The organism is Corynebacterium sp. CCUG 51687, assembly GCF_024453995.1.
In the GTDB taxonomy this organism is placed as follows: domain Bacteria; phylum Actinomycetota; class Actinomycetes; order Mycobacteriales; family Mycobacteriaceae; genus Corynebacterium; species Corynebacterium pseudogenitalium.
Window position 1 is genome coordinate 12,674 of record NZ_JAGPYT010000015.1, and the last position, 22,162, is coordinate 34,835.

General features: G+C 58.1%; 18 protein-coding genes. 12 read left to right on the forward strand and 6 right to left on the reverse strand.

Translation table 11 applies throughout. The annotated features are described in order from the left end of the window. Nucleotide 1 precedes the first annotated feature (1 nt). The 4 genes from gatA to gatB all read left to right on the forward strand — a co-directional run bounded on the left by gatA (nt 2) and on the right by gatB (nt 5,331). Entirely contained in the window at nt 2–1,483 is a 1,482-nt protein-coding gene (gene gatA, locus KBX13_RS10680; protein WP_252931502.1) for an Asp-tRNA(Asn)/Glu-tRNA(Gln) amidotransferase subunit GatA, read from the forward strand. A 199-nt stretch (nt 1,484–1,682) separates the two neighbouring features. Next, nucleotides 1,683–2,714 carry a 6-phosphofructokinase gene (locus tag KBX13_RS10685; RefSeq protein ID WP_256022142.1) on the forward strand — a complete coding sequence of 344 codons (1,032 nt, stop codon included), beginning with the start codon at nt 1,683–1,685 and terminating at the stop codon, nt 2,712–2,714. 90 nt (nt 2,715–2,804) lie between these two features. Next, nucleotides 2,805–3,809, forward strand: a complete 1,005-nt coding sequence (locus KBX13_RS10690) for a bile acid:sodium symporter family protein (protein ID WP_256022144.1) — start codon at nt 2,805–2,807, stop codon at nt 3,807–3,809. A 22-nt stretch (nt 3,810–3,831) separates the two neighbouring features. Continuing rightward, complete coding sequence (gatB, locus tag KBX13_RS10695) at nt 3,832–5,331, forward strand: Asp-tRNA(Asn)/Glu-tRNA(Gln) amidotransferase subunit GatB (RefSeq protein WP_252931504.1); 1,500 nt, start codon at nt 3,832–3,834, stop codon at nt 5,329–5,331. A 77-nt stretch (nt 5,332–5,408) separates the two neighbouring features. On the opposite strand, the gene KBX13_RS10700 is transcribed toward gatB, so the two are convergent. Both KBX13_RS10700 and KBX13_RS10705 read right to left on the reverse strand, forming a co-directional pair. Continuing rightward, the gene (locus KBX13_RS10700) at nt 5,409–6,842 is read right to left on the reverse strand and encodes a hypothetical protein (RefSeq protein WP_256022146.1); all 1,434 of its coding nucleotides are present in this window, start codon (nt 6,840–6,842) and stop codon (nt 5,409–5,411) included. Nucleotides 6,843–7,191: 349 nt separating this feature from the next. Beyond that, a complete protein-coding gene (locus tag KBX13_RS10705) occupies nt 7,192–7,653 on the reverse strand; it encodes a MarR family winged helix-turn-helix transcriptional regulator (protein WP_070362584.1) in 462 nt (153 codons plus the stop codon). Nucleotides 7,654–7,818: 165 nt separating this feature from the next. Here KBX13_RS10705 and KBX13_RS10710 point away from each other — a divergent pair, with 165 nt between their 5' ends. Continuing rightward, a complete protein-coding gene (locus KBX13_RS10710; protein ID WP_256022147.1) occupies nt 7,819–8,634 on the forward strand; it encodes a DoxX family protein in 816 nt (271 codons plus the stop codon). A 13-nt stretch (nt 8,635–8,647) separates the two neighbouring features. On the opposite strand, the gene ilvD is transcribed toward KBX13_RS10710, so the two are convergent. From ilvD to KBX13_RS10725, 3 genes are read right to left on the reverse strand one after another with little or no spacing between them, the layout of a single operon-like run. Continuing rightward, complete coding sequence (gene ilvD, locus KBX13_RS10715) at nt 8,648–10,486, reverse strand: dihydroxy-acid dehydratase (protein WP_070976369.1); 1,839 nt, start codon at nt 10,484–10,486, stop codon at nt 8,648–8,650. Between the two features lie 3 nt (nt 10,487–10,489). After that, nucleotides 10,490–11,017 (reverse strand): PH domain-containing protein, encoded by a 528-nt coding sequence (locus KBX13_RS10720; RefSeq protein WP_070976371.1) that lies wholly within the window; start codon nt 11,015–11,017, stop codon nt 10,490–10,492. A 23-nt stretch (nt 11,018–11,040) separates the two neighbouring features. Further along, entirely contained in the window at nt 11,041–12,468 is a 1,428-nt protein-coding gene (locus KBX13_RS10725) for a mechanosensitive ion channel family protein (protein ID WP_256022149.1), read from the reverse strand. A gap of 247 nt (nt 12,469–12,715) precedes the next feature. Between KBX13_RS10725 and KBX13_RS10730 the strand changes: the two genes are divergently transcribed. From KBX13_RS10730 to ilvC, 3 genes are read left to right on the forward strand one after another with little or no spacing between them, the layout of a single operon-like run. Next, the gene (locus KBX13_RS10730) at nt 12,716–14,590 is read left to right on the forward strand and encodes an acetolactate synthase large subunit (RefSeq protein ID WP_070479167.1); all 1,875 of its coding nucleotides are present in this window, start codon (nt 12,716–12,718) and stop codon (nt 14,588–14,590) included. A 1-nt stretch (nt 14,591) separates the two neighbouring features. Further along, nucleotides 14,592–15,110, forward strand: coding sequence for an acetolactate synthase small subunit (gene ilvN, locus KBX13_RS10735; RefSeq protein ID WP_070362578.1), 519 nt, complete (start codon nt 14,592–14,594; stop codon nt 15,108–15,110). A 60-nt stretch (nt 15,111–15,170) separates the two neighbouring features. Beyond that, nucleotides 15,171–16,184: a ketol-acid reductoisomerase gene (gene ilvC, locus KBX13_RS10740; RefSeq protein ID WP_070362577.1), complete on the forward strand. Its 1,014-nt coding sequence runs from the start codon at nt 15,171–15,173 to the stop codon at nt 16,182–16,184. A gap of 71 nt (nt 16,185–16,255) precedes the next feature. Here ilvC and KBX13_RS10745 read toward each other — a convergent pair whose 3' ends face one another. Continuing rightward, nucleotides 16,256–16,660, reverse strand: a complete 405-nt coding sequence (locus KBX13_RS10745; RefSeq protein WP_256006525.1) for a hypothetical protein — start codon at nt 16,658–16,660, stop codon at nt 16,256–16,258. 99 nt (nt 16,661–16,759) lie between these two features. On the opposite strand from KBX13_RS10745, the gene KBX13_RS10750 reads away from it, so the two are divergent. The 4 genes from KBX13_RS10750 to serA are packed head-to-tail and all read left to right on the forward strand — an operon-like array spanning nt 16,760 to nt 22,096. Further along, nucleotides 16,760–17,668 (forward strand): cation diffusion facilitator family transporter, encoded by a 909-nt coding sequence (locus tag KBX13_RS10750; RefSeq protein ID WP_070362575.1) that lies wholly within the window; start codon nt 16,760–16,762, stop codon nt 17,666–17,668. Nucleotides 17,669–17,689: 21 nt separating this feature from the next. After that, complete coding sequence (locus KBX13_RS10755) at nt 17,690–19,573, forward strand: DUF262 domain-containing protein (RefSeq protein WP_070479163.1); 1,884 nt, start codon at nt 17,690–17,692, stop codon at nt 19,571–19,573. A 40-nt stretch (nt 19,574–19,613) separates the two neighbouring features. Continuing rightward, nucleotides 19,614–20,453: a hypothetical protein gene (locus tag KBX13_RS10760; protein ID WP_240492716.1), complete on the forward strand. Its 840-nt coding sequence runs from the start codon at nt 19,614–19,616 to the stop codon at nt 20,451–20,453. Between the two features lie 56 nt (nt 20,454–20,509). Next, complete coding sequence (serA, locus tag KBX13_RS10765; RefSeq protein WP_070362573.1) at nt 20,510–22,096, forward strand: phosphoglycerate dehydrogenase; 1,587 nt, start codon at nt 20,510–20,512, stop codon at nt 22,094–22,096. Nucleotides 22,097–22,162 lie beyond the last annotated feature (66 nt).

The window sequence follows — 22,162 nt, forward strand, 5'->3', positions numbered from 1 at the left end:
CATGACTGAGTACACGCTTCCATCTGAAGGCATTGTGTCGCTTCCAGCTCACGTGCTTGCACAGAAGATCCAATCCGGCGAGCTGACGTCGCGCGAGGTTACCCAGGCATTCCTGGACCGCATTGCGGAGACTGATAACGAGCTTGGGGCATTCCTGCATGTCGGCGCCGAGGAGGCTCTTGCTGCGGCAGACGCGGTGGATGCCCAGGTTGCTGCTGGTAAGCCGCCGGCTTCAAAGCTGGCTGGTGTACCACTGGCGCTGAAGGATTTGCTGGTGACGACGGATGCTCCGACCACCGCTGCATCGAAGATGCTTGAGGGATACCGCAGCCCGTACGATGCTACGGTAGTCCGCAAGTTGCGCGAGGCCGGTATCCCAATTCTGGGCAAGACGAACCTCGACGAGTTTGCGATGGGTTCCTCCACTGAGAACTCCGCCTATCAGGTCACCCGTAACCCGCATGACCTCGAGCGTGTTCCGGGTGGATCTGGCGGTGGTACCGCTGCTGCACTTGCCTCTGGCCAGGCACCAATTGGTATTGGCACTGATACCGGTGGCTCTATTCGTCAGCCGGCATCGCTGACAGGCACCGTCGGTGTGAAGCCGACGTACGGCGGTGTTTCCCGCTACGGTGTGATCGCTTGTGCGTCGTCGCTGGATCAGGTTGGACCGTGTGCGAACAACGTCCTCGACACGGCGTTGCTGCACGAGATTATTGGCGGCCACGACGAGTTCGACGCCACAAGCGTTGACACTCCGGTACAGGAGCTCGCAGCTGCCGCTGAACAGGGCGCTTCGGGCGATCTGTCTGGCGTGAAGATCGGACGCGTGAAGCAGTTCTCGCGCCCAGGTACCCAGCCAGGCGTCACTGAGCGTATCGACGCCGCCTTTGCACAGTTCGAACGTCAGGGCGCAGAGATCGTCGAAGTGGACTGCCCGAGCTTCGACGACGTCATGGGCGCGTACTACATCATCCAGATGTCCGAGGTTTCGTCGAACCTCGCGCGTTTTGACGGTATGCGCTATGGCCTGCGCACGGGTGACGACGGCAAGCACTCTGCGGAAGAGGTTATGGCGTCGTCCCGTGGTGACGGCTTTGGTCCGGAGGTGAAGCGTCGCATCATCCTCGGCACGTATGCGTTGTCTGTTGGTTACTACGACGCCTACTACCTGCAGGCGCAGCGTGTGCGCACCCTCATCGCGCAGGATTTCCGTCGGGCGTTTGAGAAGGTGGATGTCATCGCTGGCCCTGCCGTTCCTCAGACTGCGTTCAAGATCGGGGAGAAAGTCGACGATCCGTTGGCAATGTACAACTTTGACCTCTTCACCTTGCCGTTGAACCTGGCAGGCCTCCCGGGCATGAGCGTACCTGCGGGGACGGCAAGCGATACTGGTCTTCCTGTTGGCCTGCAGATTATTGCTCCTGCTTTTGAAGATGAGCGCCTGTACCGTGTTGGTGCGGCGTTTGAGGCTGGACGCTAGCATTCTTATCTGGCATATTCACCACGACCCCGCAGGTTACTGCCGCGGGGTCGTTTTCATTTTGATAACACCTTAATCGTCTATGTCGTGGATTTGTGTGTGAATGGGAGCATCAATTTGATGCCTGTGACCAGGGGTAATTTGATTTTTGGGCATGCGGAATAAGCCCTTTTGCCTTGAAAGCGCTAGGGTTGTGTGTATGCGACTTGCCACTCTTACCTCCGGCGGCGACTGCCCAGGGCTGAACGCCGTCATTCGCGGAATCGTCCGAACTGCCAGCGCGGAATATGGCTCGACAGTTGTCGGGTACCTCGATGGCTGGGTCGGGCTGATGGAAGACCGCAGGATTGACCTGTACGACGATGCGTTTATCGATTCGATTTTGCTGCGCGGCGGCACCATCCTGGGGACCGGCCGTTTGCACCCCGACAAGTTCAAAGCCGGTATCGACACTATTAAGGCGAATATGGATGACGCCGGTATCGACGCCCTGATCGCCATTGGCGGCGAAGGTACCCTCAAAGGTGCCAAGTGGTTGTCCGATAATGGCATTCCGGTTGTCGGCGTTCCAAAGACCATTGACAACGACGTTGCCGCAACTGACTACACGTTCGGCTTTGACACCGCAGTATCGGTTGCTACCGACGCGATTGACCGCCTGCATACGACTGCGGAATCACACAACCGCATCTTGATCGTCGAAGTGATGGGCCGCCACGTCGGCTGGATTGCACTCCATGCCGGTATGGCAGGTGGTGCACACTACACGGTCATCCCTGAGGACCCATTCGACATTGCAGATATTTGCAAGGCAATGGAGCGCCGCTTCCAGATGGGAGAGAAGTACGGCATCATCGTTGTCGCCGAAGGCGCTATCCCGAAAGAGGGCACGATGGATGCAGGCCTCGGTGAGGAAGACGAGTTCGGCCACAAGACCTTCAACGGGATGGGGCAGATCATCGCTGACGAGATTAAGCGCCGCCTTGGTTACGATGTCCGAACTACGGTGCTGGGGCACATCCAGCGCGGTGGTACGCCAACGGCGTATGACCGAGTGCTTGCCACCCGTTACGGCGTGCACGCAGCCCGTGCCGCACACGAAGACAACTTTGATACCTGTGTAGCTCTGCACGGTGAGGATATCGACCTCGTGCCGCTCGAGTCCGCGGTGGCACACCTGAAGACGGTTCCGGAACACCGGTATAAAACTGCACGAAGCATGTTTGGATAAGAAATTTTTGGGTGGAGCGCCCGCGCCAGTGCAAAAGATTTTTGCGGAAACTGGCGCGGGCGCTCCTTTTGTGTGTCTATAGTCTGACCTATGACTGTTTCGGTAGGTGAGAAAAGAGAACCATCTAGCGGGACTGCCCAGGACCGCGCTGCATACCTCGCAACGCTGGGCTTCCCAGTGCTAGTACTGATTGGCTTCGCGCTTGGTGCAGCAGCACCTGGCGCGGTCGCCCCAATTTCTGGTTGGACTACGTGGCTCCTGGGCATTGTGATGTTCGGCATGGGGCTTACCTTGCGTCCAGTTGATTTTCGTCTCGTTTTTTCGCGTCCGCTCCCGGTACTCATCGGTGTGGTTGCGCAGTTCGTCATCATGCCTGCAATTGCAGTAGCTATCACTGTGGTGCTCGGTCTGCCGTCTGAAATCGCGGCAGGTGTGATCTTGGTTGGGTGCGCACCAGGCGGGACGTCATCCAACGTCGTTAGCTACCTTTCCCGTGGTGACGTAGCCTTGTCGGTCACTATGACGTCGGTATCGACGCTGCTTGCACCAATCATGACGCCGCTGTTGACTCTGTGGCTGGCAGATCAGCACATGCCAGTGAGTGCAGCAGCAATGGCGCTGTCGATCGTCAAGATGGTCATCGTTCCAATCGTGCTCGGTCTCGTCGTGCGCCTCGTGCTGCCTCAGCTTGTTGACGCCATCTTGCCTGCGCTGCCGTGGGTCTCTGTGATTGCGATCTCGATGATCGTGGCGATTGTCGTGCAGGGCTCCCGTGAGAAACTTGCAGAGGCTGGTCTCTTGGTGCTGCTGTGTGTAGCAATCCACAACATCCTGGGGTACCTGCTGGGCTACCTGACTGGAAAGGTCACGCGTCAGCCGGAAACCGCTTCTCGAACAATGGCTGTCGAGGTTGGGATGCAGAACTCCGGCCTAGCCGCCACACTTGCCGCACAGTACATGAACCCAGTCGCGGCACTTCCAGCGGCAGTGTTTTCTGTATGGCACAACCTCTCCGGTGCGGTATTTGCGTTCATCTGTCGCTCCGTAGACCAGCGGAAACGTGCTATTGGCGCGCCAAGCGACACGGAGAACTAGGAGAGCACTACACTAGAACACTATGACTGCGTACGACCTGATGGATTACGACGAAGTACTGAAAAAATTCGACCCGGTTATGGGGTTGGAGGTACACGTTGAGTTAGCAACCGAGACCAAGATGTTCTCGACATCTTCAGCCCACTTCGGTGCGGCGCCAAACACCAACGTCGACCCGGTGTCGCTTGGGTTGCCTGGCGCATTGCCCGTCGTTAATGCAAAGGGCGTTGAGTGGGCAATCAAGATCGGCCTTGCGCTGAACTGCAAGATTGCGGAAAGCTCGCGCTTCGCGCGTAAGAACTACTTTTACCCGGATCAGCCGAAGAACTACCAGATTTCGCAGTACGACGAGCCGATCGCGTACGACGGCTACCTGGATGTCCTGCTCGATGACGGTACTGAGTACCGCGTTGAAATTGAGCGCGCGCATATGGAAGAAGACACCGGTAAGCTGACGCACCTCGGGTCTGCCTCGGGGCGCATCACGGGTGCGACGGCCTCGTTGGTTGACTGTAACCGCGCTGGTGTTCCACTCATTGAGATCGTGACGAAGCCGATTATCGGTGCAGGGGAGCGTGCTCCCGAGGTCGCTCGTGCGTACGTTGGCGCGCTCCGCGAGCTTGTGAAGGCTCTCGGTGTCTCTGATGCACGCATGGACCAGGGGTCGATGCGCTGTGATGCGAACGTTTCGCTACGCCCGATTGGTCAGGAGAAGTTCGGTACCCGTACGGAGACGAAGAACATCAACTCCTTGAAGTCGGTTGAGCAGGCCGTCCGCTTCGAGATGATGCGTCAGGCACAGGCGCTCGTCAACGGCGAAGAGATTGTGCAGGAGACCCGCCACTACCAGGAGAAAGATGGCTCGACGTCGAAGGGGCGTCCAAAAGAAGAGGCCTCTGAGTACCGCTACTTCAACGACCCAGACCTGCCCCCAGTTATCGCGAAGCCTGAGTGGGTGGAGGAGATCCGCAAGACGCTTCCGGAGCTTCCGTGGGTGCGCCGGGCGCGAATCCAGGAAGAGTGGCAGTTGCCTGAGAAGGAGTTCCGCGATTTGGTGAACGCTGGCGCGTTGGATCTGGTTGTGGATACAGTCGAGGAAGGTACGACTCCTGACGAGGCGCGTGCTTGGTGGGTGTCGTACATTCAGAGCAAGGCAAACGAGCTCGGCAAGGATCTTGACGCGGTTGGAGTGACGCCAAAGGACGTTGCTCGTGTGGTCGAGTTGGTGAAAGAAGGCAAGCTGACGACCAAGCTGGGTCGCCAGGCTATCGACGGCGTGATTGCTGGCGAGGGCCATGTTGACGAGGTTGTCGCTGCTCGTGGCCTCGAGGTCGTGCGTGATGATGGCGCTATCGAAAAGGCTGTCGACGACGCGTTGGCTGCCAACCCGGACATCGTTGAGAAGTACCGAGCCGGCAACAAGAAGGTAACCGGCGCGATTGTCGGTGCCGTGATGAAGGCAACGCAGGGCAAGGCTGATCCTGGTCAGGTGAACAAGCTGATCGCGAAGAAGCTGTCCTAAGCTACACCGCATAAAGGAGCCCCCGCGCCGATTCGAACCGGTGCGGGGGCTCTTCCATGTACTGCAACGAAACGGATCTATTTGCCCTTCGATGCGTTCTTGACGTCCTCGTCGGTGACGGCTGGGAACGTGCCAGTTTCGTACATCTCTGAGTAGGCCTCCCAGTCGATTGGGTCGTCGTGTGAGTCGGCGTCACCAGGTGCACCGTCGTACTCCTCGGAGTCGGGGTCGAGTGCCGGTGCGTCGTCGAGCGAGAACTCATTCTCTGGATCAGCGTGGAGATCCGCAGCGACTTCCTCCTGGACGGATTGCCACAGGTGTGTGTCACCAACGTGAGACTCGGTGACCAGGTCTTCGACCTCTTCGCGCTCCTTCGCGGACAGTTCGCTTTCTGCTGGGTCCAGCGCGGTTTCTGCGAGCTCTGCGAGGCGCTCACGTCGTTTGGTCTCTGCCGCGATACGTCCACGATCCTTGAACCAGGAAATAATCATGACGATCGAGAGCACAAGTCCGAGATAGCCAACGACAGGGTAGACCCAACCAACGAGGGCCGAGAAACCGATGAAAGACAGCGCGAAGCCAATGCCGACCACGATGAAGTAGATCAGTCGGAACTTTTCCTGACGGCCATGAGCGAGACGCCGCGCCATGGCGTAGAACATGCCTACCGCGGTGTTGTAGATCATCAAGTAGATCAGCAGCGAGACGACGAAGCCGACCGCTGGGTGCATGTTGTCAAACACCATGAGCAGTGGGAAGTCGGCGCCGTAGACGCCTTCCATGTTCATGAAAATGATGAAATTCAGGATGACCAGTAGGGTTGCAAAGATGAACCCGCCAAGCAATCCGCCAATGCCAGCTTCGCGAGGGTTGAGCTGCGAGCCCGCAATGACGAGGATCATCGAAACAGCCATGATGATGCAAAGCGTTGCGTAGTTGACTGCAGAGAGCAACCAGTTGTTGCCCACACCTGTAGCAGGTGCGTTCTGCATGGAGAGCTCGTTGATCTGGCTGATGTTGTCTGGCATGTGCACCAGCGTGATCATCAGCGCCACGATCACCGCGACGATAAGAAATGGCGTGATGATGGAAATGACGTTCGTGAGCTTGTCGACGTCCAGGAACCCCGAAAGGACAAGCAGGACGGTCATGATGGCCGCGCCCACCCAAGTTGGGAGCCCGAACTGTTGGTCAAGGTTCGAGCCTGCACCGGCGACCATGACGAAGCCGATCGCAAAAAGGGTGAACATCGTGGCGACGTCCATAAATTTCGATACAAGTGGCTTTGATACGTTCTTAAAGACGGCGCTGTGGTCGTCAGCGAGGTAGAAAGAACCCAACTGGAAGAGCGTCGAGCCAACGACGACGATAATGATGCCAGCAACAATCGAGCCGACAAGGCCCCAGTACCCGTACGCGAGGAAGTACTGAATCACTTCCTGGCCGGATGCGAAGCCAGCTCCGACGAGCAACCCCACGAACGCGAGCGCCACACGGATAGATTTACGCATAAAACTTTGTCCCTATTGAATATGTAGAAATCGATATAAATATTTAGCGGTGGCGTTATTGCAACGTCCACCGAACGGGAGTTGATGGTATCAAAGGCATTTCTCCAGCGCACACCATAAAACGGACGGAACAGTAGTGTTAAAGGCTCTGGGGAGTGGCGCTGATAAGCGTTCGGCCGTGGTGGGCGTGGGTCGTGACTATCGAATAAACCGCCTGGTAGTAAGGGAGAAGTTGCCAGGTGGTCAGACGGGGGAGGTGCGGGGACGTGTGGAGGGAGAAGCTGGCGTCAAAAAGAATGAGATGCACGCCAAAGCGTTACGGAACTGTTACCTTGGCTAGGCTCGTGCCCTAATGGTCTGGTCCTGCCTTGGCGACGATCTTCTTCATGATTCGGTTGAGTTGGTCGGCCTCTTCCGGCGTAATGGAATCGAATACGAGCTCGCGGAGCTTCTGAAGGTAACCGGGCGTGGACCGCACGATGAATTCGACGCCGTCTTTGGTGAGCGTGGCGATGTTGGTGCGGCGGTCCGTCGAGTCTTGGCTTCGCGCCACGAGCCCACGTCTCTCTAAACGTGCGACGATATGGGACAAGCGTGATGCAGACATCTGTGTTGCCTTCGCGAGTTGGCTCATCGTGATCTTCTGATCGTCAGCTTGTGCGATCTCTACCAGTGCAAGGTAGTCAGACAGATTCATGCTCTCATTGGCCTTGAGTGCTTCGTCAAGGCGGGCAGGGATCCACGAGATCATTGCCCACATAGTGAGCCAAATTTCAGTGTCGTGTTCATCAAGCCAACTGAATCGATGCATGTGATGAGATGTTAGTAACTACAACAGATTTCAACCTAATTTTGTTCAGAGGCCCAGCTTCCGGGGCTACGTTAGAACGAAGGTGGCGTCTCTTAGTGCAAGAAGTTTTGTGGCGCGCCGACGTACAGCCTCGTAATCGGGCAGATTTGTTCTAGATTGCTAGGCATGACTGATAAAAACTTGCGCGATGCTACACCCGAGGATGTAAGTGGACTCGAAGGCGTTCCTGAGTTTCAGGGATCGGCTCGAGGCGACTCGGCTCAGGGAATCTATTCGATGACGGGGAAGGCTGCTCCCACTGAGGTGTTTCCAAACGCCGACGCTCCGGGCGGCTTCGATGCCACACCGGCGACCGAAACGGTTGTTGCCAACAACACGCTCGATTCGGTGCCGACGACCTATGCGCAACCAGATGTTGCCGCTGACTCTGACCTGGAAGAGGAGAAGGTTGAGCACGCAAAGCGCGGTACGCTCGACTTTGGCTTGCTGATTGCGCGCCTTACCATCGGGCTCGCGCTCATCCTGCAAGCGATTGCGGTGTTCTTCCGTCTAGGCGATTCGGCTGGTATCGGTGGGCTGGAAGCAGAATTTGCTGCGCAGGGCTACGCTTTTACCGACGGCCTGGCTATCATCCTGCCGACGTTGCAGCTCGCCGCAGGTGTTTTCTTGCTGCTAGGGCTGTTGACGCCAGCTGCAGCGATGGTGGGCATCGCAGTTACTGGCTTTGCCGTTTTACACAGCATTGTTGTGAGCGGAGTTGGTCTGAACGTGTTCGAGTGGGAACCAGCAACAGTCTTGGCAGCAGTGCTTTTCGGTGTGGTGCTCGCGCTGCAGTTTGCTGGCCCTGGCCTGTACGGCGTCGACGCGACCCGCTCGTGGGCGCGCCGACCACTGGCAAGCTCCTGGATTTTCGCAGTCCTTGGGCTAGCCGCAGCTGGTGCGCTGTGGTGGTTCGGCGCCGGGGTAAACCCGCTCGCCTAACCAGGACTGCCCGCTAGTCGAGCTGGCGGACGGCGCCCTTGTCGGCGGATGTTGCCATCTTTGCGTACACCTTGAGAGCCTTCGACACTTCGCGGACACGATTTGGTGTCCACGGGTGCTCAGAGGCTTCCATTGCTTCACGGCGCTTTTCCAGGACGTCTTCGTCGACATCGAGGGTGAGCTCGCGCCGAGATACTGAGATCGAAACGGTATCGCCGTTTTCGATCAGGCCGATGAGGCCACCGTGGGCAGCCTCGGGTGAGATGTGTCCGATGGAAAGTCCTGACGTGCCGCCGGAGAATCGGCCGTCGGTAATCAGGGCGCACTTCGTGCCCAGTCCGGCACCCTTCAAGAAGGAAGTGGGGTGAAGCATCTCCTGCATGCCTGGCCCACCCGCGGGTCCTTCGTAGCGGATCACGACAACCTCGCCCTCAAGTACTTCGTGTGCCAAGATCATCGACACCGCCTGCTCTTGCGAGTCCACAACATGCGCCGGTCCCGAGAACTCCCAGAGACCTTCTTCAACACCTGCAGTTTTGAGGATCGCGCCGTCCGGAGCAAGGTTGCCACGCAGGACGACCAAGCCGCCGTCAGAAGTAAACGGGTGGTCGACATCGTGGATCACGCCACGGATGGCATCGGTATCCAGGCTCGGCCACCGCGCTGACTGCGAGCATGCCTGCGTGGTTCGCTTGCCACCCGGCGCGGCGTGGAAGAGTTCGATGGCTTCTTCACATGCGCCGGTGCCACGGATATCCCAGTCCTTGAGCCACTCGTGGAGGGAGTCGTAGACAATTGAGTGCACGTCCTCGTGTAGCAGTCCGCCGCGGTGGAGCTCGCCGAGGATTGCTGGGATGCCTCCGGCGCGGTGGACATCTTCGACGTGGGCTGTGCCGTTTGGAGCAACCTTTGACAGGCACGGGATGTGGTGGGACAGGTCGTCGATATCCGCGAGTGAGAAGTTCACCTCGCCCTCTTGCGCGGCCGCAAGGATGTGCAGAATCGTGTTCGTCGATCCACCCATGGCCATGTCGAGGGCCATTGCGTTGCGGAACGCGTGCACGGTTGCGATCTCGCGCGGCAACACTGAGGTGTCGCCCTCTCCGTAGTAGCGGTTGCACAGGTCAACGATGGTGGCGCCAGCTTTTTCGAACAGCTCACGGCGCGCTGTGTGCGTGGCCAGAGTGGTGCCGTTGCCAGGCAGTGAAAGGCCGAGCGCTTCGGTAAGGCAGTTCATGGAGTTAGCGGTGAACATGCCGGAGCACGATCCACAGGTAGGGCAGGCGCCTTCGACGATGGCATCGAGTTCGTTATCGGAGACAGCATCGTTTGCGGAAAGCGCGATGGCGTCAACAAGGTCGGAGGCTGGCTTTTCGACGCCACCAACGTTAATTGGCTTGCCTGATTCCATCGGGCCGCCGGAGACGAAAACCGTAGGGATGTTGAGCCGCAAAGAAGCATTCAGCATGCCCGGTGTGATCTTGTCACAGTTGGAGATGCATACCATTGCGTCGACGGTGTGGGCGTTGACCATGTACTCCACCGAATCCGCGATGATCTCGCGGCTGGGCAGGGAGTAGAGCATACCGGAATGACCCATGGCGATACCGTCGTCGACGGCGATGGTGTTGAATTCTTTCGGCACACCGCCGGCGGCGCGTACAGCTTCCGCAACAATTTCCCCTACCTCTTTGAGGTGCACGTGGCCAGGAACGAACTGCGTGTATGAGTTGACGATGGCAACAATCGGCTTGCCGAACTCATTTTCTTCTGTACCGGTTGCTCGCCATAGTGCACGTGCGCCTGCAGCTTGGCGGCCAATGGTTGTGACTCGTGAGCGGAGAGGGATCACGGCTTACTCCTTTGTACGTGGCGCGGGCTCGGGCCGTGGCCCGGGCAGATCAGGGTGTGCCTTGACGTATTCGTCGTAGGCTTCTCGCGACATTAATACTTTATTGCCGTCTTTGTTGATGATTTCATATTTTCCGTCGGCGGCTTCCTGCGCCTGCGTGATGACGTCCGTGATTCGGCCCCGGGAAGCTTCTGCAAGTTCCGGTAGCATACTAAAGGTCACGCCGGGCATGGTGTGCGATGCCCCGTCAAGAGTTGTGGCCTTCGCCTTCGCGCCCTGAAATGCAATTCCCGCCAGGTCAGACCAGGCGATGGTCACGTTTGGCTTCACCATGTACCGCAGAGCAATGCCGCGTTCGCTGATCGTGGTGGAGGCGGTGAAGATCCAGAGCAACCACGCGAGCGGAATGAGCAGCAGCCAGCCAAGAATGAGCGGAGCCCAGGAAATTCCGATCAACGCGATGCCTGTCATGAGGACAACCGCAATGACGTGTTGTTTGCTAGGGCGAAAGGTGGTGGGCGAGTCAGTCATGCAAGTTATGCTAGCCAATCTTGTTACGGCTGCGGGAGTTGCTCTTTATCGACGTCCACTTCGTCCGTCGCCGTCTCTTCCTGAGTAGCTGGCGTGGCTGCCGGTTCCGGTGGTTCGTATGTAGATGTTTCGGACGTCCAATCAGATGATTCCGACTCGGTCGTTGTGGATGAAGGCGTGGTTGCTTCGGTGGTTGGTGTGGCTGTTGGAATAGTAGTGGTGACGTCGGACGTAGGGATCTCTTCTTGGGTGGCAGGCATGGGGGCGCTCGTGGATGCAACTGGTCGGGCAGGCGGCGCCCAAACACCGGAATTTGCGTTGCTTTCCTCCGCGGGTTGCAACATGAGGCCGCGGACAATGAGCAGAATCGCGAACCCCGCGAGGAGGAACGCTGTGGACATACGCATAATTCCGCGGAATACGCGCTTCGGTTCAGGTGCGTCGTCATCAGTAATCGTCAAGTCATCAACTGCTGCCGGATCTTGGGGCACTGGGTCTGTCGCGGGCAGCTTCTGCGTCTGAGGAAAGAACTCTGGAATACGCTCTGTGGGCGTTTGCACATCAAAGTGCCTGGTCGGTTGTTCCAAACCTTGCACCAGTGCGCCCTCGAATGTTGTTGCCGCGCCGTACTCGTTCCAAAACTCGTCGAGGATCGCCATGCGGATTGCGCGCTCCACCTTCCACTGCATCAATGGTTGAGTGCGAACCATCACGCGCATATCCACGGTCCATGAGCTTCCGACAGTTGCGGGGGCGTTTACCGCTACTGCGGGTTGTACTTCGACCTCGTCGATGGTGGCGTCGGCAATGTCGGGTTGCGCAATCGCGCGCTGCGCCGCGGTGAGGGTCCTCTTCAACGCCTCTTCCGCAGACGTTGAACCGAGCAGTGGGACAGGAATGACGACGACCGCGCTGGACCAGTAGTTGGATTGGTTGATGCATATGCGTGCCGTCGAGTTCGGAATAGAGATGGTCGATTGCTCGATGGTGCGGATTTGAGTTGCGCGCATTGTAATCTGAATGACCTCACCGGAGACGTCAATCCCGTTGCCCTGAAATGCGACGTAGTCGCCCACACCAAACTGCTTTTCGCTGAGGATGAAGAAACCCGCCAGGAAATCCGCGATGATGTTCTGTGCGCCAAAACCGATGGCTGCCGATACAACCGTTGCGGGGATGGCGGCACCGGCGAGTGAAAAGCCGAGTTGTTGCAGTGCAAAGACGAAAATCAAGAAGTAGGCAACCATCTGGGCGATGTATACACCGACGCCCACGATTGCTAGGCGGCCCTTCGATTCGTCCGTCTCACCAGACTCTTTGACCTGCCGCTCAGCGTGACGGTTCAGGAAACGGCCAGCTCGTGGCACTAAAAATGCGAGTGTGAGCAGGAGAGCGAGGTTGATCCCCGTCTCCGCGAACCAGCGCCAAATCTGTTCGGCAATGTATGACATCGGCATAGTTTTTGAATAATAATCCAAATCCCTCACATTCCCCTGTGGAATGTGTATGATTCAACTCATGATCATTTCGCACGTACTAGTCATTCTTATTCCGCACCGGCGCTTGCCGTAGCGGACTGCTTGCCTAGTCAGTCGCGAACTCAAGCGCCCTCGACAGCCACACGGCTTGGTCGGGGGCTTTTGTTTTAGATCTGATTCGATGGTTGTTGTTATTTGAAACACTAAGGAGCTCGACATCGTGGTTGCTTCACACAAGCCCCCGACGAATGCATCGACGCAGCCTGGTGATGAGCGCACCGCGCCGCTGATCACCGGAGCCGACGCTGTCGTTCGCAGTCTTGAGGAGCTAGGTACCGAGATTGTCTTTGGCCTCCCCGGTGGCGCGGTGCTTCCTCTCTACGACGCACTGTTCGCAGCAGAGAAGCTGCGGCATGTGCTGGTTCGCCATGAGCAAGGTGCAGGCCACGCCGCAGAAGGGTACGCGGTTGCTTCTGGAAAGGTTGGCGTGTGCATCGCCACTTCCGGGCCGGGGGCCACAAACCTTGTCACACCGATCGGTGACGCTTATCTGGACTCGGTCCCGATTGTTGCCATCACCGGCCAGGTAGGTTCGTCAATGATCGGAACCGACGCGTTCCAAGAGGCGGATATTCGTGGCATTACGATGCCAATCACTAAGCACAACATCATGGTCACGGACGTCAACGAGATCCCGAGTGTGATTGCAACTGCATTCCACATCGCATCTAGTGGCCGTCCGGGTCCGGTGCTTGTGGACATCCCGAAGGATGTTCAGGCACAGCTCATGGAGTTCTCGTGGCCGCCGAAACTGCTCGAGACTGGGTATGTTCCCGCTGACGAGCCGCTCAGCGAACAGGTAATGAAGGCTGCGGAGCGAATCTCGCAGGCGAAGCGGCCGGTGTTATATATCGGTGGTGGCGTCGTCAAGTCTGCTGCGAACAAGGAGCTGCTTGAGCTTGTCGAGGCCACTGGCATCCCAGTGGTGACTACCTTGATGGCGTTGGGCGCATTCCCGCAGGACCATCCGTGCTACATGGGCATGCCTGGCATGCACGGCACCGTGCCGGCGGTTGGTGCCCTGCAGGAAGCGGATCTCCTGATCGCAATCGGAACCAGGTTTGATGACCGCGTGACCGGCGACGTTGACACTTTCGCGCCTCACGCGGACACGATTCACGCTGACATCGACCCGGCAGAGATCGGGAAGATTCGTCCAGTTGATGTGCCGATCGTCGGTGATGCGAAGAAGGTGCTTGCTCAGCTCACTGCAGCGTTTACAGGCTCGCCGAATACTCCGGCGCCGAAGATAGACGCCTGGATGGAGCGGCTTCAGGATCTCCAGGAGCGGTTCCCGCGTGGGTACGACAAGCAAGACGATGGGAAGCTTTCTCCGCAGTTTGTGATCGAGATGCTGTCGAAGACCGTCGGAAAGGATGCGATTTACGCGTCCGGCGTTGGCCAGCACCAGATGTGGTCAGCGCAGTTCCTGGACTTCGATAAACCTCGTCACTGGTTGAGCTCCGGCGGTGCCGGCACCATGGGGTATGCGGTGCCAGCCGCTATGGGTGCGAAGGCCGCGATGCCCGATAAAGAGGTATGGGCCGTCGACGGTGATGGTTGTTTCCAGATGACGAACCAGGAGATCACCACCGCGGCGATGGAGGGCTTGCCAATCAAGGTCTGCCTGATTAACAACGGCAACCTCGGCATGGTCCGCCAGTGGCAAACGTTGTTCTATGAAGGCAACTACTCGCACACCAAGCTCGGTGGGGAAGAGGCATACGTCCCTGACTTTGTGAAGCTCTCTGAGGCACTCGGGGCGCAGGCTGTTCGCGTCACGAAGGAAGAGGACGTCGTCCCCGCGATTGAGTGGGCGCGCGGTATCAATGATCGGCCGGTCGTAGTTGAGTTCATCGTCGGCGAGGACGCACAGGTTTGGCCGATGGTCGCTGCGGGCGCTTCGAACTCAGACATGCAGTACGCGCTCGGGATGCGGCCGTTCTTCGACATGGAGGAATCCGCCGCGGAAACCCCAGAAGCAATTCACGAAGTGTTGACGACACTCGAAGATGAAACAGAGGGAGCGAAATAAGATGGCACCAGTGCAAACAATCACTCGGCATAGGCTGTCGGTGCTTGTGCAGGATGTCGATGGCATCATTACGCGCGTATCCGCTCTGTTTACGCGCCGTGGCTACAACATGGTCTCGCTTGTGTCGGCAAGCACTGAGACCGAAGGCATCAACCGGCTGACCATCGTGGTCGATGCGAGCGAGTACTCCGTTGGGCAGATCCAGAAGCAGCTCAACAAGCTCGTCCAGGTTATTAAAGTCCAGAGGCTTGACGACGACGCCACCGTCGCCCGATCAATGATGCTGGTCAAGGTGAGCGCGGACAACAGTAACAGGCCGCAGGTCGTGGATGCCGCGAACATCTTCCGCGCACGTGTCGTCGACGTCTCGCCCGAGTCCCTCGTGATTGAAGCGACGGGCACGCCCGCAAAGCTGCGGGCGTTGCTTGAAGTACTCGAGCCCTTCGGAATTCGCGAGCTTGCGAGTTCCGGTGATGTCGCGCTTTCGCGCGGCGCCGAAACAATGGCATCGCAATCCTAAGCGCGACGCTATTAACTCCGATATATTTCTCCATACGCATAAAGAAAGGTGAGCCGACTCATGGCTATTGAAGTTTTTTACGACCAGGATGCAGACCTGTCCATCATCCAGGGAAAGAAAGTTGCAGTAATCGGCTATGGATCGCAGGGCCACGCGCACGCGCAGAACTTGCGTGAATCCGGCGTCGATGTTGTGATCGGCCTGCGTGAGGGCTCGAAGAGCGCGGAAAAGGCCAAGGAGGCTGGCTTCGAGGTCAAGAGCAACGCTGATGCTTCCGCATGGGCGGACGTCATCATGTTGCTGGCACCGGATACTTCCCAGGCAGAAATCTTCCGCAACGATATTGAGCCAAACCTGAAGGCTGGCGACGCCCTGTTCTTCGGTCACGGCCTGAACATCCACTTCAACCTGATTGAACCAGCGGACGACATCATCGTGGGCATGGTTGCGCCGAAGGGCCCGGGCCATTTGGTGCGTCGTACGTTTACTGAGGGCAAGGGCGTGCCGTGCCTGATTGCTGTCGAGCAGGACCCGGAGGGCAATGGCCGCGACCTGGCACTCTCGTACGCTGCAGCAATCGGTGGTGCTCGTGCCGGTGTCATCCCGACGACCTTCGAGGCTGAAACCGTCACCGACCTGTTCGGAGAGCAGGCCGTTCTGTGCGGTGGCCTGGAGGATCTCATCATGACGGGCTTCGATGTCCTCGTCGAGGCTGGCTACGAGCCAGAAATGGCGTACTTCGAGTGCCTGCACGAGATGAAGCTGATCGTGGATCTGATCTACGAAGGTGGCATGGCGAACATGAACTACTCCATCTCCGATACCGCAGAGTTCGGTGGCTACCTGTCTGGTCCGCGCCTCATCGACGAGGGCGTTAAAGACCGCATGCGTGACGTGCTGCGTGATATCCAGGATGGCACCTTCACCAAGCGCCTCGTTGAGAACGTGAAGAACGGTAACAAGGAGCTGGAGGACCTGCGCGCCAAGGTCTCCTCGCACCCGATTGAGAAGACCGGCAAGGAACTGCGCTCGATGATGAGCTGGGTGCAGAACCCGCTGAATGAGACCGCCTAGGCTTTCTCATAACGTAAAAACTGGGAGCGACCCAACAGAAGGGCCGCTCCCAGTTTTGTTTGTGCTTTGCGCTATTGCGCTGGTGCCATCTCGGATTCGGGTGCGTCGCTAAGGACTTCGTCGAGATTCACTGTGGTAGTGACTTCTTCCGGCACTGTCGGTTCGGAAGCGTCAGTGTTCGTCTCGGTAGCAGGCTCAACCGTTTCCGTGGTGTCTTCTGTCATCGTGGTGGTGATATCGACGGTTTCAGTTGCCGTCACGCTGGGCTGGTTGTTGTTGAATTCTTCTTCACTTTGGCCGCCGGCGAACAGGGACCACAGTAGCCATGCGAGAAGGAGGAAGACGAGGATGCCAAGGAGCCACTTCCACCAACCGCCGTTCTGCGGAGTTGGCTCGGATGGAGCGGGAAGGTGGCGTCGCTCCTCTGGTATCTCGAGTGGGGGGTTGTTTGGGGTTTCGTGTGGTTGCTGAGTCACGTGTTTCCTTTCTTTTTGGTCCAGGCTAGCAAAAATCGTTCTGATTGCTTCCGAAGTTGCCCGCTTTGCCGATATTAAAAGGTGGATTAGAATTACGGCATGTCGCATAGCCAGGACCACGCTCACACTCACGACCACGATCACGTCGGCGACGCGCCACTGCGTGCCCTGCTGATCGCGCTGGGAGTCACCAGCGTGGTCTTTTTCGCAGAATTGATCGGTGGCTGGCTCACCGGTTCGATGGCGCTGATGGCCGATGCCATGCACATGCTGTCGGACGCTGCTGGACTGATCATTGCGGTGATCGCCGTGGTGATAGGGAAGCGGGCAGCCTCGATGAAGGCCACGTATGGATATCGGCGCGTTGAAGTACTGGCCGCGGCGACCAACGCGCTGACGGTGCTTGTGATTTCTGTCTGGATCGTGGTGCAGGCCATTCGTCGAATCTCTGCACCTACTGAGATTGACACGGCACCGATGATGGTGATCGCCCTCATCGGCTTGGTCGCAAACGCGGTATCTGCGTGGGTGCTGCATAGCCAAAGGGAAAACTCCGTCAACGTTGAGGGCGCGTTTTTGCACGTACTTGTGGACATGCTCGGTTCGGTTGCGGTGCTCGTCGCCGGTGCGGTGATTGCTTTTACTGGCAGCCAGCTGCCGGACGTTATCGCTTCCTTCTTGATCGCGGCGTTGGTGTTGCCACGGGCGTGGTCGCTGCTCCGTCACTCCCTCCAGGTGCTACTGGAGCAGGTCCCTCCGGGATTCGATGTTGAGAGCGTCGAACCGGCCCTGCGAGCAATTGCCGGTGTGGTGGATATCCATGACTTGCACCTGTGGTCGCTCGATGGGGTGTCCGTATTGGCGACGGTTCACGTGGTTAAGCACCCTGGTGAGCAAGGAGCCCGTGTTCTCGACGACGCCCAAGAAGTATTGCGTGAGCTGGGGATTGAGCATTCCACGATCCAGGTGGAGCTGCCCGAACACCGCGGCCACGAGAATGTTTGTTGATTCTGTTCTAAAGTATGACTTATGGGTTTTACTACGCCAAGCTATTCACTCAAGGATCTCTTCGCGCGGGCTGAGCGCGGAGAGCTGCAGCTACCCGATTTTCAGCGCGAGTATATCTGGGATGTTGACCGCATTCGCACCCTGGTTACCTCAGTCTTGCGCGGCTATCCAATCGGCTCGTTCCTCGCGTTGGATACACGCGGGACACCGATGCGATTTCGCCCGCGCCCGCTCGAAGGGCTCGAGCCGAGCGTCAAGGAACCGCAACCGGGGCTGTTGCTTCTCGACGGCCAGCAGCGCCTCACTTCGCTGTACCACGCATTTAAGGGCGACGGCATCGTCCCGACCGTAGACTTCCTTGGTCGACGCATTCACCGCCAGTTCTTTGTGGATGTGCGGACGGCCGTCTCTGCCGATCCAATGCCGGTTGAAGCAGTCTTCGCTGTTGACGAAGAAGGCCAGATCCGTTCGCACTTTGGACCGGATATTCCGGAGGGCATCCGGAACCGGGAGGACATGCTGAAGCACGGTGTCGTGCCGGTGTCGCTGTTGCTCTGGAAAGAGGGCAATGACCTGCTTTTAGACATGGCGGCGGATGCCGAGGATCATGAAATGCGCGACGCGGTCAAGCTCTTCCTGAACGAAGTCATGCGCTGGATGCCGGCCTACGATGTTCCAGTGATCCGCATTGACCGGGAGACCTCGCAGATTGGCGTTGGCCAAATCTTCGCCCACGCAAACTCGGCGGGTGTCCAGATGGATGTTTTCGAGTTGCTGACGGCCATGTTTGCTACGCAAGATCCTGACTTTTTGCTTGCTGAGCATTGGCGGGGCGTCGAAAAGCAGTTGCGCGAGTACCCAGCTTTGGATGACATTGGGCGCATTGAATTCCTCCGCGCGATGTCACTTTTGCTGACGAGTCGGCATGGACACGCTGTTGGACACCGCGGCGACATCTTGAACCTTTCCCTCGATGACTACCGCCAGCATGCGCAAGAAATGGCGGATGCGTTTAAGGCGGCGGCTGAGTTTATGGCTGAGCGTTGTATTCTCAGCGTGGATCAGGTCCCGTACACCTCGCAGATTGTGCCACTGGCTACGATTTTGGCGCGTTTGGCAGAGCATCCGCAGTGGGACCGTAGCCAGGAGTCGAAGGACCGTCTAAACCGCTGGTACTGGTCGGGGGTGTTTGGAGAGCTCTACGGTGCGCACGCACCGACGATCCGTGCGGGCCTCGACGTTACCGAGGTCACCCCGTGGGTGCTGCAAGAGACTGACGCGACGCCACGTACAGTGTCCGACGCCACGTTCTCGGAGTCTCGTTTGCTTACGGCGACGGAGGAAAGCGGTGTCTACCGCGGACTGTACGCACTGCTGATGGCACGCGGCGCGCTCGACTGGAGGACAGGAAAGCCGTTCAACCGGGAGACGTTTGCGGAGCTGCAGCCGTACTTCAACACTGTGTTCCCACCTGCGTTTTGTGATGACATTGGCGCTGACCCAGTCGTTGCACAGTCGGTGCTCAACCGCACGCCGATGGGTAAGCGCACGGATGTGCTGATTGAGGACAATCAGCCGAAGCGCTACATTCCGCGCCTGCAGTCGAAGTCGCTCATGGACGACGACGAGTTTGATGAAGTCCTCGAAGGCCATGAGATGACGCCAATTTTCTTGCTGAACTCTCAGTGGACGGAGTTCTTGGCGGATCGTCGCGAACGTTTCGTCGGGATTGTCGAGTATGCGCTTGATAAGGCCGTGATCCGCGATATTGATGGCCCACTTGAGTCAGAGGTTGATTTCTCTGAAGAGCCCGAGCCAGAAGTAGAACCTGCACCAGCTGCTGAAGAGCCTGAGTTTGAGGCGCCAGAAGTTGAGCAGGAAGAGCCGGAAGGCGAAGAGGATTAAGCAGGTTGGGATACGGCAGCGTTGCCTCGCATTGTTGTGCGTGGCAACGCTGCTTGTTGCTTGCTCGCCAGAGCAACAATTAGGCCCGCTGGGAGAGGCGAGGAAAGTCAACCAGTCGCGCCATGTATCAGCGATGTTTGAGCAGCATCCTGTCGTGTTAGCAGACCGGACGGGGCTTGCATCGTTGCAGTATTTCTTCCGTGCTTCCGAGACGCTAGTGGTGTCGGATCCTTCAGTAGAAGCACAGCTGCGAGCTGCCTCAATCGCCGTTGTTGCCCACGCCCCGATGTTGGTCTACGACCCGAACCGACACAACGAGATTCTGCAAGAAACCGAGCGTTTACATACCTATACGGTGCTTACGGTTGGTGATGTGCCACTGGCGCAAACCACTGGACGGATGCGTGTGTACCGCGACCCGGGTGGGCGGGGAGCTTTAGGCCCGATGACGTCGCTGATGTTTGAGGAACGATTGATATCCTCACCCGAGTCTGCTGCGCAGGAAGTGGCGAAGTTGCGCTCGCGTGAGCCGACCTGGCTGAGAGCCGCGTGGGCGGACCCTGCCGTGATGAAGGGGGCGCAGGCAAGACCATTCCCGATTCTCTCCCGCAGGGATGCCGATATGGCTCCGTTGGTTGTGGCGACGGCGAATACTTCGATTGCCGCGATCGCGAATGCGCGCAGCTTTGGGGCGAAGGTTGTCTTCGTGGACGAGCCGGACCCGAGAGCATCCTTTGAAACACTATTTGCTCTTGCAGGGTTAGCGGACGGCCCGCTCGTTGCACTTGGAACCGATTTCGGGACCAGCGACGAGCTATCGCGCAGGATTTCGCAAGCGGAAGAAAAGTATCAGGCTAACCGCAGGACAACCGGTAACTGACCTATTAAGGTGTTCGGGGTATCCACTCTGTTTGATTCTCAGGAGACCCCATTCTTATGTCGAAACCTGTTGTCCTCATCGCCGATAAACTTTCCCAGTCAACCGTTGACGCACTTGGCGACGCGGTGGAAGTCCAGTGGGTAGATGGCCCAAACCGTGAGGCGCTGCTCGCGGCAGTCCCCGCCGCGGACGCGCTGCTTGTTCGCTCAGCAACGACGGTCGATCGTGAGGTGATCGAAGCAGGTGCAAACCTTAAGATTATCGGCCGTGCTGGTGTCGGTCTTGACAACGTTGATATTCCGGCGGCAACCGAGCACGGTGTGATGGTTGCTAACGCCCCGACCTCGAATATTCACTCAGCCTGTGAGCACGCAATCGCATTGCTGCTTTCTACCGCTCGCCAGATTCCGGCAGCTGATTCCACGCTGCGTAATGGTGAGTGGAAGCGCTCGGCGTTTAAAGGCACCGAGATCTTCGGCAAGACCGTAGGCATTGTCGGCTTCGGGCACATTGGCCAGCTGTTCGCGCACCGTCTGTCTGCGTTCGAAACCACGATCGTCGCATACGACCCTTACGCGAACCCTGCGCGTGCAGCGCAGATGGGTGTCGAGCTCGTCGAGCTCGAGGAGCTGATGGCTCGTGCAGATTTTGTGACGATCCACTTGCCGAAGACGAAAGAAACTGCAGGCATGTTCAATGCGGAGCTGCTTTCGAAGGCCAAGCCGGGACAGATCATTATCAATGCGGCCCGCGGTGGCCTCGTTGATGAGCAGGCGCTTGCCGACGCCATCAAGTCTGGCCACATTCGTGGTGCAGGTTTCGACGTGTATGCAACCGAGCCGTGCACGGATTCGCCGCTGTTTGAACTCGAAGAGGTCGTCGTAACGCCGCACCTTGGCGCATCTACGGCTGAGGCGCAGGACCGCGCGGGTACTGACGTTGCGGATTCTGTGTTGAAGGCACTGGCCGGCGAGTTCGTCGCTGATGCTGTCAACGTTGCTGGTGGCAACGCGGGCGAGGAGGTAGCTCGTTGGCTCGACTTGTCGCGCAAGCTTGGGCTGCTTGCAGGCAAGCTACTGGAAGAGGCTCCGGTATCGCTGAAGGTGACGGCTCGCGGTGAGCTGTCCACGGAGGAAGTCAACCTGTTGGGCCTGTCTGCTGTGCGCGGTCTGTTCTCGGGCATCGTCGATGAGCCTGTGACGTTTGTGAACGCACCTGCTATCGCTGAGGCCCGCGGATTGAGCTATACGGTCGAGACAGAGACTGAAGCACTGACGCACCGCAGCGCGCTCGAGGTCCAGGCCGTTGGGGCAGAAGGGCAGACCGCTACGGTGACTGGCGCGCTGACGAGCCTGGAGGGCGTTGAGAAGATCGTTCGCATCAATGGTCGCGGTGTAGACATGCGTGCGGAAGGCCGCAACTTGTTCTTCCGCTACACCGATGTCCCTGGAGCGCTCGGAAAGGTGGGTTCGCAGCTTGGTGCGCACGATATCAATATCGATGCTGCCGCGCTGACTCGCACCACGAAGGGCGACGGTGCGGTGCTTATCCTGCGCGTGGATAAGGAAGTTCCAGAGCAGCTCGAGGAGCAGATCGCGCAGTCTATCGACGCCACTTCGATCCAGCTCGATTTGGATTCCTAAAGGCGGTTCCCTCACGGGCGGACAGTGTTACACTAAACGCACTGTCCGTCTGGTGAGAAAGGAATC

Coding starts and splice junctions, on each gene's coding strand:
- gatA (WP_252931502.1), top strand. CDS start 2: ATGACTGAGTACACGCTTCCATCTGAAGGCATTGTGTCGCTTCCAGCT.
- KBX13_RS10685 (WP_256022142.1), top strand. CDS start 1,683: ATGCGACTTGCCACTCTTACCTCCGGCGGCGACTGCCCAGGGCTGAAC.
- KBX13_RS10690 (WP_256022144.1), top strand. CDS start 2,805: ATGACTGTTTCGGTAGGTGAGAAAAGAGAACCATCTAGCGGGACTGCC.
- gatB (WP_252931504.1), top strand. CDS start 3,832: ATGACTGCGTACGACCTGATGGATTACGACGAAGTACTGAAAAAATTC.
- KBX13_RS10700 (WP_256022146.1), bottom strand. CDS start 6,842: ATGCGTAAATCTATCCGTGTGGCGCTCGCGTTCGTGGGGTTGCTCGTC.
- KBX13_RS10705 (WP_070362584.1), bottom strand. CDS start 7,653: ATGCATCGATTCAGTTGGCTTGATGAACACGACACTGAAATTTGGCTC.
- KBX13_RS10710 (WP_256022147.1), top strand. CDS start 7,819: ATGACTGATAAAAACTTGCGCGATGCTACACCCGAGGATGTAAGTGGA.
- KBX13_RS10720 (WP_070976371.1), bottom strand. CDS start 11,017: ATGACTGACTCGCCCACCACCTTTCGCCCTAGCAAACAACACGTCATT.
- KBX13_RS10725 (WP_256022149.1), bottom strand. CDS start 12,468: ATGTCATACATTGCCGAACAGATTTGGCGCTGGTTCGCGGAGACGGGG.
- ilvN (WP_070362578.1), top strand. CDS start 14,592: ATGGCACCAGTGCAAACAATCACTCGGCATAGGCTGTCGGTGCTTGTG.
- ilvC (WP_070362577.1), top strand. CDS start 15,171: ATGGCTATTGAAGTTTTTTACGACCAGGATGCAGACCTGTCCATCATC.
- KBX13_RS10750 (WP_070362575.1), top strand. CDS start 16,760: ATGTCGCATAGCCAGGACCACGCTCACACTCACGACCACGATCACGTC.
- KBX13_RS10755 (WP_070479163.1), top strand. CDS start 17,690: ATGGGTTTTACTACGCCAAGCTATTCACTCAAGGATCTCTTCGCGCGG.
- serA (WP_070362573.1), top strand. CDS start 20,510: ATGTCGAAACCTGTTGTCCTCATCGCCGATAAACTTTCCCAGTCAACC.